The organism is Streptomyces sp. NPDC019937 (assembly GCF_040631655.1).
Classification (GTDB): domain Bacteria; phylum Actinomycetota; class Actinomycetes; order Streptomycetales; family Streptomycetaceae; genus Streptomyces.
In genome coordinates this window covers 34214-47815 of record NZ_JBEYAL010000043.1, presented here as the reverse complement: position 1 = coordinate 47815, position 13602 = coordinate 34214, and the positions used below count along the sequence as shown (strand labels likewise).

The window sequence follows — 13602 nt, the reverse complement described above, 5'->3', positions numbered from 1 at the left end:
GCCGTGGCGCTCCCGGCATTCCGCTACGAGCTGCAGGTGGGCGGGACGTGGACCGACATCACCAGCGCCGTCTATGAGCGTGACCCGGTCACCACCCGCCGCGGTTTGCAGGACGGCGCCAGCCGTGCCGACCCGTCCCGCTGCACGCTGACCCTGAACAACCGGCTCGGCCAGTACTCCCCGCGTAATCCGGCGTCGCCCTACTACGGGCTGATCGGCCGCAACACCCCGCTGCGCGTCTCCGTCCTGGACCCCACCGTGCGCCTGGTCCTGGACGGCTCCACCACCGGTGTCGTCACCACGCCGGACGCTGCGTCCCTGGACATCGTGGGAGATCTCGACCTGCGGGCCGAGGTAGATACGGACGCGACCGCGTCCGGCCTGAACCAGGTGTTGCTCGGGAAGTGGGACGGGGCGACGAACCAACGCTCCTACTCGCTGCGCGTGCTGGACGGGCGGCTGCTGATGAACTGGTCAGCCGACGGCGCCGTTTCCCTGTCCGCCTCCGTGTCCCTGCCGACCCTGCCCGACCACGCGGCGCTCCGGGCCGCCCTCGATGTCGACACCGGGGCTGGCGGCTGGAGCGTCACGTTCTACTGGGCCCGCTCCCTGGCCGAGCCGTGGACACAGATCGGCACACCGGTCACTGGGGCGGGCGTGACCAGCATCTACGCGGGCACCGCGCCGCTGGTGGTCGGCTCCCCGGATGCGACCACCAGCCCGCCGCGCGTCCCATTCGCGGGTTCCGGCTACCGGTTCGAGGTCCGCAACGGCATCAACGGGACGATCGTCGCGGCCCCCGACTTCACCACCCAGGCGCCCGGCACCACGTCGTTCACGGACGCCGCGGGCCGCGCCTGGACTCTGCAGGGCACCGCCGCCGTCACCCAGTGGCGGACGCGGTTCGTCGGCGAAGTCTCCAGCTGGCCCGCACGCTGGGACCTGTCCGGCAACGACGTGTGGGTGCCGATCGAAGCGGCCGGCATCATGCGCCGCCTCGGCCAGGGCGTGAAGCCCCTCGACTCCACGCTGCGCCGGCGCATCCCCACCGATCCGAACCTCTTGGCCTACTGGCCGATGGAGGAAGACCGGGACGCCACCCAGGCATACAGTCCGATCGCGGGCGTACAGCCCATGGTCATCAACGGCGTGGAGTTCGCCGCCGACGACACACTCGCCGGATCGTCCGCGCTCCCGACCCTCAGCGCCACCGCCGCGATCGGCGCGCAGGTGCCGACCGCCCCGAACGGGGCCTGGCGGGTGGAGTGCGTCTACAAGTTGTCGGACTACCCGGCCACCTCGGCGACGATCCTGGAGGTGCGCACCACCGGCACCTACTCGACGCTGCGTGTCGAGGTCCGGCCGGACAACGTGCGCCTGTACGGGACCAGCGGCTCCACCACCACCCTGATCATGAACATCGGGCCCTCGACCGGCTTCGCCGGAGCGTGGAACCGGCTACACGTCTGGGCCTCCGAGGCTGGCGGGTCCACGACGCTGCGGTGCGGCTGGGTCACCATCGGCGAGGACGCGCACGGGCTGACCAACGTCCTGCCCGGCATCACGGCCGGGCACGTCACCGCCGTGGCGGCCGGGCCCGGCGCCGGGCTGGACGAGGTCACCCTGGCCATGGGCCACCTGTCCGTCATGCGCGACTGGACGTCCCTCGTCTACAACTTCGCGGACCACGGATTCACCGGCGACACCGCGTGGTCCCGCATGCGCCGCCTCGGCCAGGAGGAGTCGGTGCCGCTGGTCATCAGCGGAGCGGCAGCGGACACCCCGACCATGGGCCCGCAGCGGCCCGCCACCCTGCTGGACCTCCTCGGCCAGGCGGCCGAGGTCGACGGCGGCATCCTCGGCGAGCAGCGCGACCGGCTCGCGCTGCGCTACCGCGCGCGGACCAGCCTCTATGCCCAGCCCCCCGCGCTGGAGCTGGACTACACCGCGCCCGGCGAGGTGCCGCCCGGGCTCGAACCGGTGGACGACGACAGCGACGTGCGCAACGACATCACGGTCAGCCGCGAAGGCGGCTCCAGCGCCCGCGCCGTGCTCGCCGAGGGCGCCCTGTCCGTGCAGGCCCCGCCGGACGGGGTGGGTCGCTACGACGAATCCCTCTCCCTCGTCCTGGAAAGCGACCCCCAGGCGGAGCCCATGGCCTACTGGCGTCTGCACCTGGGCACCTGGGACGAGGCCCGGTACCCGACCGTGACGGTCGACCTGGCCGCCGCCCCGCACCTCGCGGCGGCCGCGGCCGCCGTCAAAGAGGGCGACCGCATCATCATCAGCAACCTGCCCGCCTGGCTGCCCCCGGGCACCGCTGATCTGCTGGTCACCGGCTACTCCGAGACCATCACCCCCGTCCAGTGGACCATCACCTACACCTGCGTCCCGGCCGGGCCCTGGAACGTGGCGGCCGCGGGCGGCGACACCGCGACGGTCCTCGAGGACTTCGAGGACACCACGTACACGGTCCCCATCGCGGCCGGCGGGAGCCTGCCGTGGACGCGCACGAGCGCGCAGGCGCACGCGGGCACGTGGTCGCTCCGCTCCGGGGCCATCACCAACAACCAGACCAGCGACGCGATCGTGAGCATCCCGTCCGGGGCCACCACCTTCTCGTTCTGGTACCGCACCTCATCCGAGGCGAGCGGCCCCGGGTTCGAGGGGGACCGGCTGCTCGTCCTGGTCGACGGCGTCCAGGCCCTCCGCGCCCAGGGCACCACCGCCTGGACCCAGTTCACGGCCGACGTGACCGGCAAGACCGCCGTCACCTTCCGGTACGCCAAGGACAACTCGGCGAGCAGCGGCGAGGACGCCGTCTACATCGATGACCTCGCCATCACCATCCCGCCGACCGACGTCGGCTCCCTCGCCGACACCGACGGCTCCGAGCTGGCGGCCGCGGTGGACGCCGACGACACCACGCTGAGCGTCGCCGTCACGGCCGGACCGCTGTGGCCGACCGGCGGCGCGTACCTGCCGGTCACTGCCGACCTCGGCGGGGAGCGGGTCACCGTCACCGCCGTCACCGGCAGCAGCAGCCCGCAGACCTTCACCGTCGTGCGGTCCGTCAACGGCGTCGTCATCCCGCACGCCGCGGGCACCGCCGTCACCCTGCCCGACCGCGCCATCGCCGCCCTGTAGGAGGACCCCTTGAGCACGCCCGTCGAGAAGTGGCTGCCCGCCATGCCGGTCACCGCCGGACGGCTTCAGTACATGCTGGAGCGCCGGTCGGAGGCGCTGACGGTGGCGTCCTACGGCGCCAAGGGCGACGGGGTGGCCGATGCCGCCCCCGGCATTCAGCTGGCGCTCAACGCCGCCAGGGACGCTGGCGGCGGCTGGGTCATCGTCCCCGCCGGGACGTGGCTGCTGTCCACGCTGCCGCTGCGCATCTACGACAACACCCGGCTGACCCTGCTGCCCGGCGCTGAGCTGCGGCGCAACATGGCCGAGACGATGCTCATCAACGGGGACGCCGCGCAGAACTTCGGCGGCTACACCGGGCACTCGAACATCACCATCGAGGGCGGCCTGTGGAACATGCGCGGCACCACGGCCGGGCTGACCGGCTCGGTCATGTGCATCTCGATCGGCCACGCGAGCGACATCACGATCAGGGACCTGGAGATCAGGGATGTGCCCGGCTTCCACGCGATCGAGCTGAACAGCACGAAGCGCGGCACGATCCAGAACTGCCGCTTCAGGGGCTACATCGACCCTGGTGGCCGCGACTTCTCCGAAGCGATCCAGATCGACCTGGCGAAGAGCAGCGGCGTCTTCGGCGGCTTCGGCCCATACGACCACACACCCACCGAAGACGTGCTCGTGACCGGCTGCTACTTCGGCGCGTCCGGCACGGCGGGCACGACCGCCTGGCCGCGCGGCATCGGCTCCCACTCGGCGACGATCACCAAGTTCCACCGGCGCATCCGGATCGTCGGCTGCACCTTCGAGTCGGTGCTGCAGTACGCGATCAGCGCCTACAACTGGGAGGACGTCACGGTGTCGGCCAACACGTTCTCCAGCTGCGGCTCCGGCGTCCGCATCCGCAGCGTGATCGTGACCGACACCGAGGACACCAAGGACCCGGCCGGGAACCAGACCTCGGCCAGCCAGTCCATCAAGAACTTCGCCGTGAGCGGCAACACCTTCCGCTTCGGCGGCTCGTATGACGACCCCGTGCTCGCGCTAGGCGAGACCACCGGGCAGATCCTCAATCTGTCCGTCAGCGGCAACGCCATCGACACCACGGCAGGCAGCCAGAACGGCGTGCGGCTGGAGCGGGTGGAGCGATACGCCGTCACTGGCAACACGATCTCCAACGTGGACGGCACCGCCGTCAGCATGGAGAACAGCGTGAACGGCAACGTGGCGTCGAACCAGATCTACACCCCGAACGCCCACGGCATCACCGCCGTCACCTGCAACCACCTCGGCCTGTACGGCAACAACATCATGTACGCGGCCAACAACGGGGTCCTGATTCAGGACGGCTCGGACATGCAGATCAGGAACAACTACATCAAGTCTCCCGGCCGTCAGACCAACGCCACCTGGTACGGCATCCGGATCTCGACCAACGCGAGCAGCATCCACCTGACCGGCAACAAGACCCGGCCCAACGGCAGCGGCAACGAAGCCATCAACGGGCTGAGCATCACGAACGCGTGCACGCTGATCGCCCGGTCGGGAAACGACTGGAGAGGCTCCCAGTTCACCGGTGGTGCCCTCTCGGACAGCTCCACCTCGCCGACCACCAGCGCGACCGACATCACCTGATCCCGCCCCGTATACCCCGCCCCGCGCCGCCCGGCCGGGGGCTTCTTCGTGCCCAAGGAGGGCCCACATGGATGCCAGCGGACGTCACCCCAGCACCGCGCACATCGCGCGCTACTTCGACTTCGAGCACCTGCCCGCCGGCCTCCAGACGGTCAGTCGCCTCTTCCACGACCTCGCCCAGGAGCTGCTGGACCTGCTCCCCGACGGGCCCGAACTGACGGCCGGCCTGCGGAAGCTGCTGGAGGCGAAGGACTGCGCGGTGCGTGCCGCGCTCGACACACGACAGGAGAGCTGAACCGTGGCCAGAATGCCCGGCGCCACCTGGCGTCCCGTACCGAACTGCACCCGCGGCGGCCAGGAGTCTGTCCGCGGCGTGGTGCTCCACATCATGCAGGGCACCCTCGACGGCTCCGACTCCTGGTTCCGTAACTCGAAGTCCCAGGCGTCCGCGCACTTCGGCGTCGGCAAGGACGGCCGCATCTTCCAGTGGGTCGACACCGCCGACCGCGCGTGGGCCCAGGCCGCGGGCAACCGGGCCTGGCTGAGCATCGAGCACGAGGGCGAAGCCGGTGACGCGCTCACCGAGAAGCAGCTCGCCGCGACGGCCCGCATCGTCGCGTGGGCGCACGCCGAGCACGGCGTCCCGCTCCAGCTCGCCGACAGCCCCGAGGGCCGCGGAATCGGCTGGCACGGCATGGGCGGCTCCGCGTGGGGCGGTCACACCGGATGCCCGGGCAACCCGATCAAGGCTCAGCGGGTGGCCATCATCAAGGCCGCGGGTGGCACGGCGGGACGACCGGCGTACGAGCCGTTCCCGGGCGCCAGCTTCTTCAAGCCGGGCCGCCGGTCGCCGATCATCGCGGCGATGCACAAGCGGCTCGTGGCCGAGGGTTGTAACAAGTACCAGTCCAGCGCAAACGCCGACACCTGGGGCAGTGGTGACGAGCGCTCGTATGCCGCGTGGCAGCGCAAGTGCGGCTACGCCGGGGCCGGGGCCGACGGCATCCCGGGCGCCGCGTCCTGGGTCAAGCTCCGCGTCCCCAACGTCTGATCTACGAGGAGAAAACATGATGACTCGCGCCTTTTGGAAGGCCACCGCCGAGCGCGTAGTGCGCACCTTCGCCCAGGCCGAGATAGCGCTGCTCAGCGGCGAGGGCCTCGGCATCCTGGACGTCGACTGGGGCCAGGCTCTGTCCGTCGGCGGGCTCGCCGCCGTCCTCGCCCTGCTGACGGCCGTGGCGGCATCCGGCGGCGCCGAGGGACCGGGCGTCACCGAGACCGTCGCCCGGCCCGCTCCCCGCTCCCTGCCCCTGTAGGAGGCCCTGTTGGACGCCACCACCCTGGGCGCCCTCGGCGCGCTGCTCGTCGGCGTCGGCGGCCTGGCGACCGCGGTGGTGACGGCCATCGGGAAGCGCGGCGAGAACGCCCTCACCGGCTACAGCTCGCTGACCAACGACTTGCAGGAGGAGCGCGACGCTCTCCGGCTGCAGCTCACCGAGGCCCTCGCGCAGCGTGCTGCCGACCAAGCCGAGCTGATCAGACTCCGCTCCGAGATCATGCGCCTGGGGGGTAGCCCGTGACCCGCACGCAGAGGGCCCTCGCCCACCGCTGGCGCACCATCGCGCTCGCCTGCTGGCTCGTGGCCATCACCGGGGCAGTGCTGCTGGTGTGGGCGCGCATCTCCTCCGCCGACCACCGCGGCGACCAGCTGGCGACCGAAGCCGACCGGCGCGGCACCGCCGTGTCGACACTGGCGACGGACGTGCGGCAGCTCAGATCACAGCTCAAGGCCAAGGGGGAGACCCCCGTGGCCCCCGACCCCTCCGAGGCAATCAAGAACCTGCCTGACCGCGCCGAGGTGCCAGTGCCGATCCCGGGGCCCCGGGGCGAGCAAGGCGCCTCGGGGCGACCCGGCAGGGGCGGCACGGACGGAAGCCCAGGCACGGACGGGTCGGACGGCCAGACCGGCGCTCCGGGCCGGGAAGGACAGCCCGGGGCGTCCGGCGCGCCCGGTCAGGATGGCGCTCCGGGTCAGGACGGGGCGCCGGGAGAGAAGGGCGACCCTGGGCAGCAGGGTGAGCGTGGAGAGAAGGGCGACCGCGGCGAGCAGGGACCACCCGGCCCGCCCTGTCCGGACGGCTACTCGCTCCAGGCTCCGGCCGACGATCCGGACGCGCTGGTGTGCAGGAGGGACGGCGCGCCACAGCCCGGGCCGGAGCCGACGCCCTCCGCGCAGTCACCAGCTGCTCTCGCTCCTGACCGGCGGCGCCTCTGATACGTGAGCCCCCTCTCGGCTGCGGCCGGGAGGGGGCGTTTCGCTGTGTTCAGCCGTCGACCGGGGCCGGATGTCGTACGGCCTTCTTCACCTCGGCCTCCAGCGCGGCCCGGTTGAGCCCGGCTTCCTGGGCGTGCTCGGTGACGGCGGCCTGGATCTTGACGGCGGCGTCGCGCCAGCGCGGCCACTGGGCGGCGTGCTCGTCGCCGTCGAGCCCGGTGAGCTCGGCGCGTTCGTCGTCGGCGGTCTGCTGGAGTTCGATGAGTCTGTCGGGGATGTCCACGCCGTGGATCCTAGGCGGCGCGTCCAGCACCGAAGGCGCCCCTACTTCTGAAGGCGATAAATCAACTTGTCGTCTTCCGATGCCACACCCAGCGCCGCGTAGAACGCCAGGGCTGGAGGGTTGTCGCGATCGGCGGTCCACTCCACACGCGAGCACCCCGCCTCGGCGGCCGCCTTGCGCAACGCAGCCATCAACGCGCCCGCCACACCACGGCGCCGCGCTGAGGCGCGGACGAACAGCTCCTTCAGATACAGACTGGTGTCAGCTCCCGCTGCTGGCCAGAGGAAGGAGTACGAGGCCATACCGACCACCTCAGCGTCCTCGTCGCGGGCCAGCAGCACCGTGGCCACCGGGCGGTCGCCGAACAGCGCGTGGCGGATCTGGTCGAGGTCGCCCGGCGCGTTCTGGCCGCCGTAGTACTCCTCGATCTCTCCGAGCATCTCGGAGATCACACCTGCGTCAGTCGCCGTCGCCCGGTCGATCGTCACCATGTCAGCCCTCCGTATCACCAGGGGGCAGCGCCAGCACCTCGCGCAGCACCCGCATCTCCGGCAGCGCCTGCCGTGCCCGAGGCACCCTAGCCGTCAGCTCTTCCGCGCGGTACATGATCAGGGCACTCCGGTGCTGGGCGGGAAGAGCCACGATCGTCCGCGTGGCCTGATCTGCCGCAGCTGCTGGATCACCGTCAGCCAGCAGGCATATGGCCTGATCAAGCTGGATCAGAGCCCGATCGGTGTGATCTTCGGCAGGATAGAGCTCCAGCGCCCGCTCGTGTTCATCACGGGCGCGAGCCGTCTCACCGAGGTGCGTGCAGGCGTTACCAGCGTGGAAAGCCAGCTGGGACTCGGAGTAGCCGAACGCGCTGCCGATCCGCTCGGCCGGGTCGAGCCGCTCTAGGGCCACCTCCGCGCGGTGGAGGGCTTCGGCTGCTGCGTCGGCGCGCTGGTGTATCGCGTGGGCGCGAGCTTCCAGCGGGGCCGCGAGGGCATCGCCGACGCACGGCAATCCTCCGGCGAGTTGCTGCGCACGGACGGCGAACTCGACGGCTCCCAGAACGTCGCCGCTGTAGTACAGCTGGTAGGACTCGTGCGCGTAGATCCATGACAGGGTGGCCCGGTCCTCGGCTGCTGCGGCTGCTGCCCGGCCTGTGCGCCACCAGTCCCGCGCCGACGGCTCTCCGAGCTTCAGCAGGGTGAGCGCCATCAGCCCAGCCATTTGCGCGGTCGCGATCGTGAGGGCACGACGTACTGGCGCGGCATGACGGTGGGAGAGCAGGAGCCGCAGGTCGGAGAAGTCGCTGATCAGCTCCGGCAGATGCTCGGCCTCAGGCCGGTAGCGGGTGGCTCGGCCGTGGCGCGCGATCGTGTACGCCCACTCGTCCAAGGTGGCGTCAGTCATGGGCCCCGCCGAGAGTGCCTCGTGCACGCCGCGTTGAAGCGCTGCAGCCTGCTCAAGAGGAGATGTACCCGGCCGGACGGAGGCCAGCGCGACGAGTTCACCGTCGGCATCGAGTGCGGCATCGAGTGCTTCTGCAATCTCCGGAGTGGGAGATCGCTTCCCGCGTTCAAGATCGGAGACATGGGTCTTGCCGCAGTTGGCGAGCTGAGCGACGTCGCGTACGGAACGGCTGCCGCGTAGTCGACGTAGGGCCTGGCCGAAGGTCTCATGCATGCGCGCCTCCGTGTCCGCAGTGTCCGCAGCGGTGCGGACAGCGGCGGACACTCAACTCCTGTGCGTGAGCATCCGTGTCGGAAACGCTACCTGCAACGCGCCTCCTCAGGCGGCGCGGTGAAGAGAGTGTCTGTCCAGGGAGCGCCATGACGACCAGAACCAAGCAGTGGACGCCGCCGCGTGGCGAGGTTGAGATGGTCCAGGTCGGCCTACACTGGGACGCCGTCCGGGCCCCTGCCGAGATTGGCGAACGCGCCCTGGCTCTCCTCGATAACCGGTCCGGCGCCGTCATCGCGGACTATGGCCAGATGTACTGGCTCATCCCCAGGGGCCACGCCGCGGACTGGGGGCGCCTCCACCGGGACATCCACGCTCTCGGCGCGCACGGAGCCGAGGTCACGTATCTCGGTGTGCCGCCCACAAGCTGGACGGAGGGCCCGCGCCTGCACTGGCGTATCCCGATGGGCCCCGACCGATATGTGACCGATCCTCACCTGCTGCGCCTGGCCATGGCCCGGGCGCTCGCCGAGTCCGACACCGGCGAGGAGGCGACGGCCCGGTGATGTCGAAGGTCTGCGCCCGCTGCCAGACGCCCACCAAGGAGCCGGTCGTCGTCGCGGTCGGGCACGGTGCGAGCGCCGGTGGCGGCACCGTCTACGCCTGCCCCGGCTGCGCTCCCACCTTCCCGAAACAGCGCGACCCGTTCCACGGCAGGCTGATGTCCAGCTATCGCCGCACCGGGCAGACGCGATGAGGGCCTTCTGGGGGAAGGGCCGCCGTAAGGCCGCCGCCCGCCCCGTCGCTCGGGGGACGGCCTGGAGCCGTTTCCTCGACCACGCCATGGACTGCCCCGGCTGCCGGGCGGGCGAGCGGTGCGACTTCGGGGACCAGCTGCACCGCGCGGTGCGGGAGGCCGTCACCGCCGCGGCCCCGTAGACCGGGCGGGCCGTCGGCGTCCTGGGTCCCCCGACCGGACACGCCCCGGCGGCCCGCCCCTCTCCACCCCGCCCCCGGCCGCGGAGCGCTGGAACCCCCGCCGGGGGCGGGCCCCAACCGCACACCACGAGAGGACACTCGCCATGCCCGTTCAGATGCCCGCACCGGAACTGGTCGCCGAGGGCGCCGTTCAGGTCCTCGCCCTGCTCCAGGGCGACCCGGAGTTCGACGCCTTCCGGGCCGCCAGCCTGGAGTACAGCGACGACTGGCAGTGCTTCACCGGCTTCCCCGTCGTCAGCGAATGGAAGCTGGAGGACGACGCCGAGCCGCTGTTCGAGGAGGGCCTGCGGGCCATCTCGCTCAAGGCCGCGGTGTTCGCGCTCACCAACGACGATCGCGCCGCCGAGGTCGCCATCGCCGTGCCCGTCGATGAGATGACGCACGCGATGCTGGCGCAGACCCAACTCCTGCACCGCATCGCGTCGCGGTACGGCATCACCGTGATCCACCAGACCGACCAGGAGCACACCGACTACACCAGCGACAGCTACACCGCCGACTGCTACCGGGCCGCCTGGGGCACCCCGCCGCCCAGGTACTGGCTCGACCACGATGAGGTCGTCCGGCGCCGTGAGCACCTCGGCGGCCTGTACGAGTCGATCGGCATGGGCCGGTCCGGCCGTGAGCACGCCATCACGTTCGAGGCCGTGGCCTAGTTGAGCGCCGCCCGCAGCACCGCCGTCACGTCCATCGCCGGATCGGAGGCACGCAGGATGCTCATCGCCTGGTCGATCACTCCGTCGCAGACGTCCGGCGGTGCTGCGGTCAGCGCCTCGCGCACCCACACGACTACCTCGTCCGGGTCGGCCGGCGGGGGCACCTCCCATGGCAGAGGCAGCTGCTCGGTGGCGTATGCCGCGGCCGGGAGCCCGACCCGCTCGGGGTGGACGCACACCGGCACGCCGCCGGCCGTGAAGCGGTTGCCCGTCTCGGGGTCAAACGCGGAGGCGCGGGTCGGCCGCTCGTGGACGTCGAACGCGCCGCCGGGGAGCCGCAGCGAGGGGCAGATCCCGCATACGGGTCGCTCGCCATCAGTCGAGAAGGGGCTCGCCCCGCGGTCCTCTGGCATCTGCGGCCTCCGCCCGTCGCAGCCGACTGACGCACCGAAGCCTAGCGGCGATGCCGGTCGCGCTGCTGGCCTACGCGCACGCCAGCCGCTGCCCCCTCACTCGTCCTCGTCGGCGGAGGGCATCAGCTCGGCCGGCGCGACGTCGAGCGCGCGGGCGATGTACAGGATGCGATCCGTTGAGGGCGAGTGCAGCCCAAGCTCGATACGAAGGATCGTCCGCCGCTCCACGCCAACCAGTTCAGCTAACGCCTCTTGGGTGAGGTTCCGGTGCATGCGTGCGTCTCGCATGCGGGTGCCGATCTCGTGGCGCCACTGGCGTAGCCAGTCGGGCAGGGGATCGGTCGGGTGCACCCGACCACGCTCGATGGCCCATGATCATTTGTCAGTGCCATACTGTGTGACAGTTTTTGATCTTGAGTGGAGGGTACTCGTCCAACGCAGTCCCGACACGCGTGATCATCTGCGCGTAACACCGACCGGTCGGTAGCCGCAGATCGAAGAGCCGACAGCCTCCGTGTGGGTGGCTCGGCGCACAATCGCATACGCGTTCCCATCCCTATTCAGGTGTACAGCGCAACCATCTGGTCTCGCTGGTGGTCACCTCCTAGGCGTGTCGGGTGCTCACGTTGGCGGCACCTTCGTTGGCGCCCGGCACACAGCGAGCCCCCTCCGGAAGTTGGAGGGGGCTCGCGCTCGTTGGCGTCGCGACCTGCGGTTACGCCAAGATCATTTGGGAGAAATTTGGGAGATCAAGTCTTGTGTTCAGTGCGTTCTCAGAACGGGAGAGAGCGTAGACACAACGGGAAGGTACGGGGAAGGCCCAGGTCAACAATCGCTGTGACCTGGGCCTTTGCCGCGTTCATGCTGGTACTGCTTGTGCCCCCGGCAGGATTCGAACCTGCGACACCCGCTTTAGGAGAGCGGTGCTCTATCCCCTGAGCTACGGAGGCATCGGACTGACCACCCACAGCGTAGCGGATGCGGTCTTCGGGGTTCGCCCCCGTCGGGCGTACGGCCGGCGGGTTGCGGGGGAGGTATTGGGCGCTTGGCGATATAGTGCTTGTGCAACTATTGCACACGCGCAAGGTGTGTCCGGTTGTCGTCTCGGCGGCCCGGAGCGGTGTGTGGGGCGGTGGCGTGGTCGGCCTGGTGGTCCTGACAGCCTGTTAGCGACGCGTTAGTGGATCACTAATCGATCATCAGCGGCGACGAGGAGTCTTGCCGCAGGGTTCATATGGGCTCGGCCCACAACGTCAGGAAGTCTCATGTCAACAAGCACCAACCTCCGTTCACGTCCGGGCAGCAGGCCGGTGGCGTTCCTCATGACGCTCGTTGCCGCCGTCACCGCTCTCTCCCTCACCTCATGCCGCGGCGATCCTCCGCCGGACGGCGAGGGCGGCGAGAGTGGAAAGGGGGTGGCGAACAACGCGGCGCCCGGGGAGATGGCGGGCGCCAAGGCGCTGGGGGAGGGCGGGGGCCTCTATCCGCGGGCGATCCGGCTGCGGCACAGCGGGGGCGCGAACGGGCGCGTGCTCGCCTCGTCCGTCGTCCACAGGGGTGGCAACGGCGTCGGGGAGATCCAGGAGAGCGCCGACGGCGGCGGGAGCTTCCGTCGCGTGGGGACCGTCTCCGACGACAAGGCCGCGGACGGCAAGGGGCTGTGCTGCGCGACGCTGTACGAGCTGCCGCAACAGGTCGGGGACATGCCCGCCGGGACGCTGCTGTGGGCCGCTTCCTTCGGGCAGGACGAGAAGCCCGAGCCCCGCATGTCGATCCGGGTGTTCAGGAGCACCGATCACGGACGGAACTGGAGCCATCTGTCCACGGTCGCCACCTCGCCGAACGCCAGGGGGCTGTGGGAGCCGGAGTTCTCCGTCGACGCCGAGGGGAACCTGGTCTGCCACTACTCCGACGAGACCGATCCGCGGCACAGCCAGAAGCTCGTCGCCGTGCGGTCGAAGGACGGCGTCTCGTGGAGCGGGCCCCGCGACACCGTGGCCGGCAAGCTGGCGTCGGACCGGCCCGGGATGGCGGTCGTGCGGAAGCTGCCGGACGGCACGTACGTCATGTCGTACGAGATCTGCGCGGCCGGAGGCAAGTACTCCTGCGTGGCGCATCTGCGCACCTCGCGCGACGGATGGGACTGGGGCGACCCGGCCGACCTCGGCACCCGGGCGGAGACGGCGGACGGGAAGTACTTCCTGCACGCGCCGAATCTGGCCTGGGCGCCGGAGGAGGGCAATCCGCAGGGCAAGCTGCTGCTGATCGGTCAGGCGATGTACAACAAGGACGGCGGCCGGGCCGAGGGCAGCGGGCGCACGATCTGGACGAACAGCGAGGGCGGGGAAGGGGCGTGGCGCGAGATCCCGGCGCCCGTCGCCGTGAAGTCCGGCAAGCTCGATTCCTGCCCCAACTACAGTTCCAGCCTGCTGCCGTCGGAAGACGGCCGGAAGGTGCTGGAGGTCGCGACGGACTACGACGGCGGGGTGTGCCGTCCGTACGTCGCCATCGGGGGGTCGTGACGTA

17 protein-coding genes and 1 tRNA gene are annotated in these 13602 nt (G+C 70.5%); 12 read left to right on the top strand and 6 right to left on the bottom strand.

Going from position 1 to position 13602, the window contains the following annotated elements; translation table 11 throughout:
* The first annotated feature begins 3 nt into the window (after positions 1–3).
* The 7 genes from ABZ562_RS33395 (at position 4) to ABZ562_RS33365 (ending at position 7057) form a co-directional block, all read left to right on the top strand.
* Positions 4–3147, top strand: a complete 3144-nt coding sequence (locus ABZ562_RS33395; protein WP_361486960.1) for a hypothetical protein — start codon at positions 4–6, stop codon at positions 3145–3147.
* A gap of 9 nt (positions 3148–3156) precedes the next feature.
* A complete protein-coding gene (locus ABZ562_RS33390) occupies positions 3157–4782 on the top strand; it encodes a right-handed parallel beta-helix repeat-containing protein (RefSeq protein ID WP_361486957.1) in 1626 nt (541 codons plus the stop codon).
* Positions 4783–4849: 67 nt separating this feature from the next.
* Positions 4850–5077, top strand: a complete 228-nt coding sequence (locus ABZ562_RS33385) for a hypothetical protein (RefSeq protein WP_361486954.1) — start codon at positions 4850–4852, stop codon at positions 5075–5077.
* Between the two features lie 3 nt (positions 5078–5080).
* On the top strand, positions 5081–5833 hold the full coding sequence (locus ABZ562_RS33380; RefSeq protein WP_361486952.1) for a peptidoglycan-binding protein: 753 nt from the start codon (positions 5081–5083) through the stop codon (positions 5831–5833).
* Between the two features lie 16 nt (positions 5834–5849).
* The gene (locus ABZ562_RS33375; protein WP_361486949.1) at positions 5850–6098 is read left to right on the top strand and encodes a holin; all 249 of its coding nucleotides are present in this window, start codon (positions 5850–5852) and stop codon (positions 6096–6098) included.
* 9 nt (positions 6099–6107) lie between these two features.
* Complete coding sequence (locus ABZ562_RS33370; RefSeq protein WP_361486946.1) at positions 6108–6362, top strand: hypothetical protein; 255 nt, start codon at positions 6108–6110, stop codon at positions 6360–6362.
* Complete coding sequence (locus tag ABZ562_RS33365) at positions 6359–7057, top strand: collagen-like protein (RefSeq protein ID WP_361486944.1); 699 nt, start codon at positions 6359–6361, stop codon at positions 7055–7057. The genes ABZ562_RS33370 and ABZ562_RS33365 overlap by 4 nt, the downstream gene beginning before the upstream one ends.
* Positions 7058–7106: 49 nt before the next feature.
* Here the strand turns inward: ABZ562_RS33365 and ABZ562_RS33360 are convergent, their stop codons facing one another.
* Genes ABZ562_RS33360 through ABZ562_RS33350 form a run of 3 tightly spaced genes read right to left on the bottom strand, consistent with a single transcriptional unit; the run spans position 7107 to position 9011 of the window.
* Positions 7107–7340: a hypothetical protein gene (locus tag ABZ562_RS33360; protein WP_361486941.1), complete on the bottom strand. Its 234-nt coding sequence runs from the start codon at positions 7338–7340 to the stop codon at positions 7107–7109.
* A 41-nt stretch (positions 7341–7381) separates the two neighbouring features.
* On the bottom strand, positions 7382–7831 hold the full coding sequence (locus ABZ562_RS33355; protein ID WP_361486939.1) for a GNAT family N-acetyltransferase: 450 nt from the start codon (positions 7829–7831) through the stop codon (positions 7382–7384).
* A gap of 1 nt (position 7832) precedes the next feature.
* Positions 7833–9011: a helix-turn-helix transcriptional regulator gene (locus ABZ562_RS33350; protein WP_361486938.1), complete on the bottom strand. Its 1179-nt coding sequence runs from the start codon at positions 9009–9011 to the stop codon at positions 7833–7835.
* Positions 9012–9157: 146 nt separating this feature from the next.
* Here ABZ562_RS33350 and ABZ562_RS33345 point away from each other — a divergent pair, with 146 nt between their 5' ends.
* The 4 genes from ABZ562_RS33345 (at position 9158) to ABZ562_RS33330 (ending at position 10663) form a co-directional block, all read left to right on the top strand.
* Positions 9158–9574: a hypothetical protein gene (locus ABZ562_RS33345; protein ID WP_361486935.1), complete on the top strand. Its 417-nt coding sequence runs from the start codon at positions 9158–9160 to the stop codon at positions 9572–9574.
* Positions 9574–9765 carry a hypothetical protein gene (locus tag ABZ562_RS33340; RefSeq protein ID WP_361486932.1) on the top strand — a complete coding sequence of 64 codons (192 nt, stop codon included), beginning with the start codon at positions 9574–9576 and terminating at the stop codon, positions 9763–9765. Before ABZ562_RS33345 ends, ABZ562_RS33340 begins: the two co-directional genes overlap by 1 nt.
* Positions 9762–9947 carry a hypothetical protein gene (locus ABZ562_RS33335; protein ID WP_361486929.1) on the top strand — a complete coding sequence of 62 codons (186 nt, stop codon included), beginning with the start codon at positions 9762–9764 and terminating at the stop codon, positions 9945–9947. Before ABZ562_RS33340 ends, ABZ562_RS33335 begins: the two co-directional genes overlap by 4 nt.
* Before the next feature lie 143 nt (positions 9948–10090).
* A complete protein-coding gene (locus ABZ562_RS33330) occupies positions 10091–10663 on the top strand; it encodes a hypothetical protein (RefSeq protein ID WP_361486927.1) in 573 nt (190 codons plus the stop codon).
* On the opposite strand, the gene ABZ562_RS33325 is transcribed toward ABZ562_RS33330, so the two are convergent.
* From ABZ562_RS33325 to ABZ562_RS33315, 3 genes are all read right to left on the bottom strand, one after another.
* A complete protein-coding gene (locus ABZ562_RS33325) occupies positions 10660–11076 on the bottom strand; it encodes a hypothetical protein (protein ID WP_361486924.1) in 417 nt (138 codons plus the stop codon). The two genes, ABZ562_RS33330 and ABZ562_RS33325, sit on opposite strands and share 4 nt — an antisense overlap.
* A 96-nt stretch (positions 11077–11172) precedes the next feature.
* On the bottom strand, positions 11173–11427 hold the full coding sequence (locus ABZ562_RS33320; RefSeq protein ID WP_361486921.1) for a helix-turn-helix transcriptional regulator: 255 nt from the start codon (positions 11425–11427) through the stop codon (positions 11173–11175).
* 526 nt (positions 11428–11953) lie between these two features.
* A tRNA-Arg gene (locus ABZ562_RS33315) sits at positions 11954–12026 on the bottom strand.
* Positions 12027–12341: 315 nt separating this feature from the next.
* Here ABZ562_RS33315 and ABZ562_RS33310 point away from each other — a divergent pair.
* Positions 12342–13598, top strand: a complete 1257-nt coding sequence (locus ABZ562_RS33310) for a sialidase family protein (RefSeq protein ID WP_361486918.1) — start codon at positions 12342–12344, stop codon at positions 13596–13598.
* Positions 13599–13602 lie beyond the last annotated feature (4 nt).

Bases quoted from the DNA above. Each gene is read 5' to 3' on its own strand.
- ABZ562_RS33385 (WP_361486954.1), top strand. From the start codon at position 4,850: ATGGATGCCAGCGGACGTCACCCCAGCACCGCGCACATCGCGCGCTAC.
- ABZ562_RS33375 (WP_361486949.1), top strand. From the start codon at position 5,850: ATGATGACTCGCGCCTTTTGGAAGGCCACCGCCGAGCGCGTAGTGCGC.
- ABZ562_RS33355 (WP_361486939.1), bottom strand. From the start codon at position 7,831: ATGGTGACGATCGACCGGGCGACGGCGACTGACGCAGGTGTGATCTCC.
- ABZ562_RS33350 (WP_361486938.1), bottom strand. From the start codon at position 9,011: ATGCATGAGACCTTCGGCCAGGCCCTACGTCGACTACGCGGCAGCCGT.
- ABZ562_RS33345 (WP_361486935.1), top strand. From the start codon at position 9,158: ATGACGACCAGAACCAAGCAGTGGACGCCGCCGCGTGGCGAGGTTGAG.
- ABZ562_RS33340 (WP_361486932.1), top strand. From the start codon at position 9,574: ATGTCGAAGGTCTGCGCCCGCTGCCAGACGCCCACCAAGGAGCCGGTC.
- ABZ562_RS33335 (WP_361486929.1), top strand. From the start codon at position 9,762: ATGAGGGCCTTCTGGGGGAAGGGCCGCCGTAAGGCCGCCGCCCGCCCC.
- ABZ562_RS33330 (WP_361486927.1), top strand. From the start codon at position 10,091: ATGCCCGTTCAGATGCCCGCACCGGAACTGGTCGCCGAGGGCGCCGTT.
- ABZ562_RS33325 (WP_361486924.1), bottom strand. From the start codon at position 11,076: ATGCCAGAGGACCGCGGGGCGAGCCCCTTCTCGACTGATGGCGAGCGA.
- ABZ562_RS33310 (WP_361486918.1), top strand. From the start codon at position 12,342: ATGTCAACAAGCACCAACCTCCGTTCACGTCCGGGCAGCAGGCCGGTG.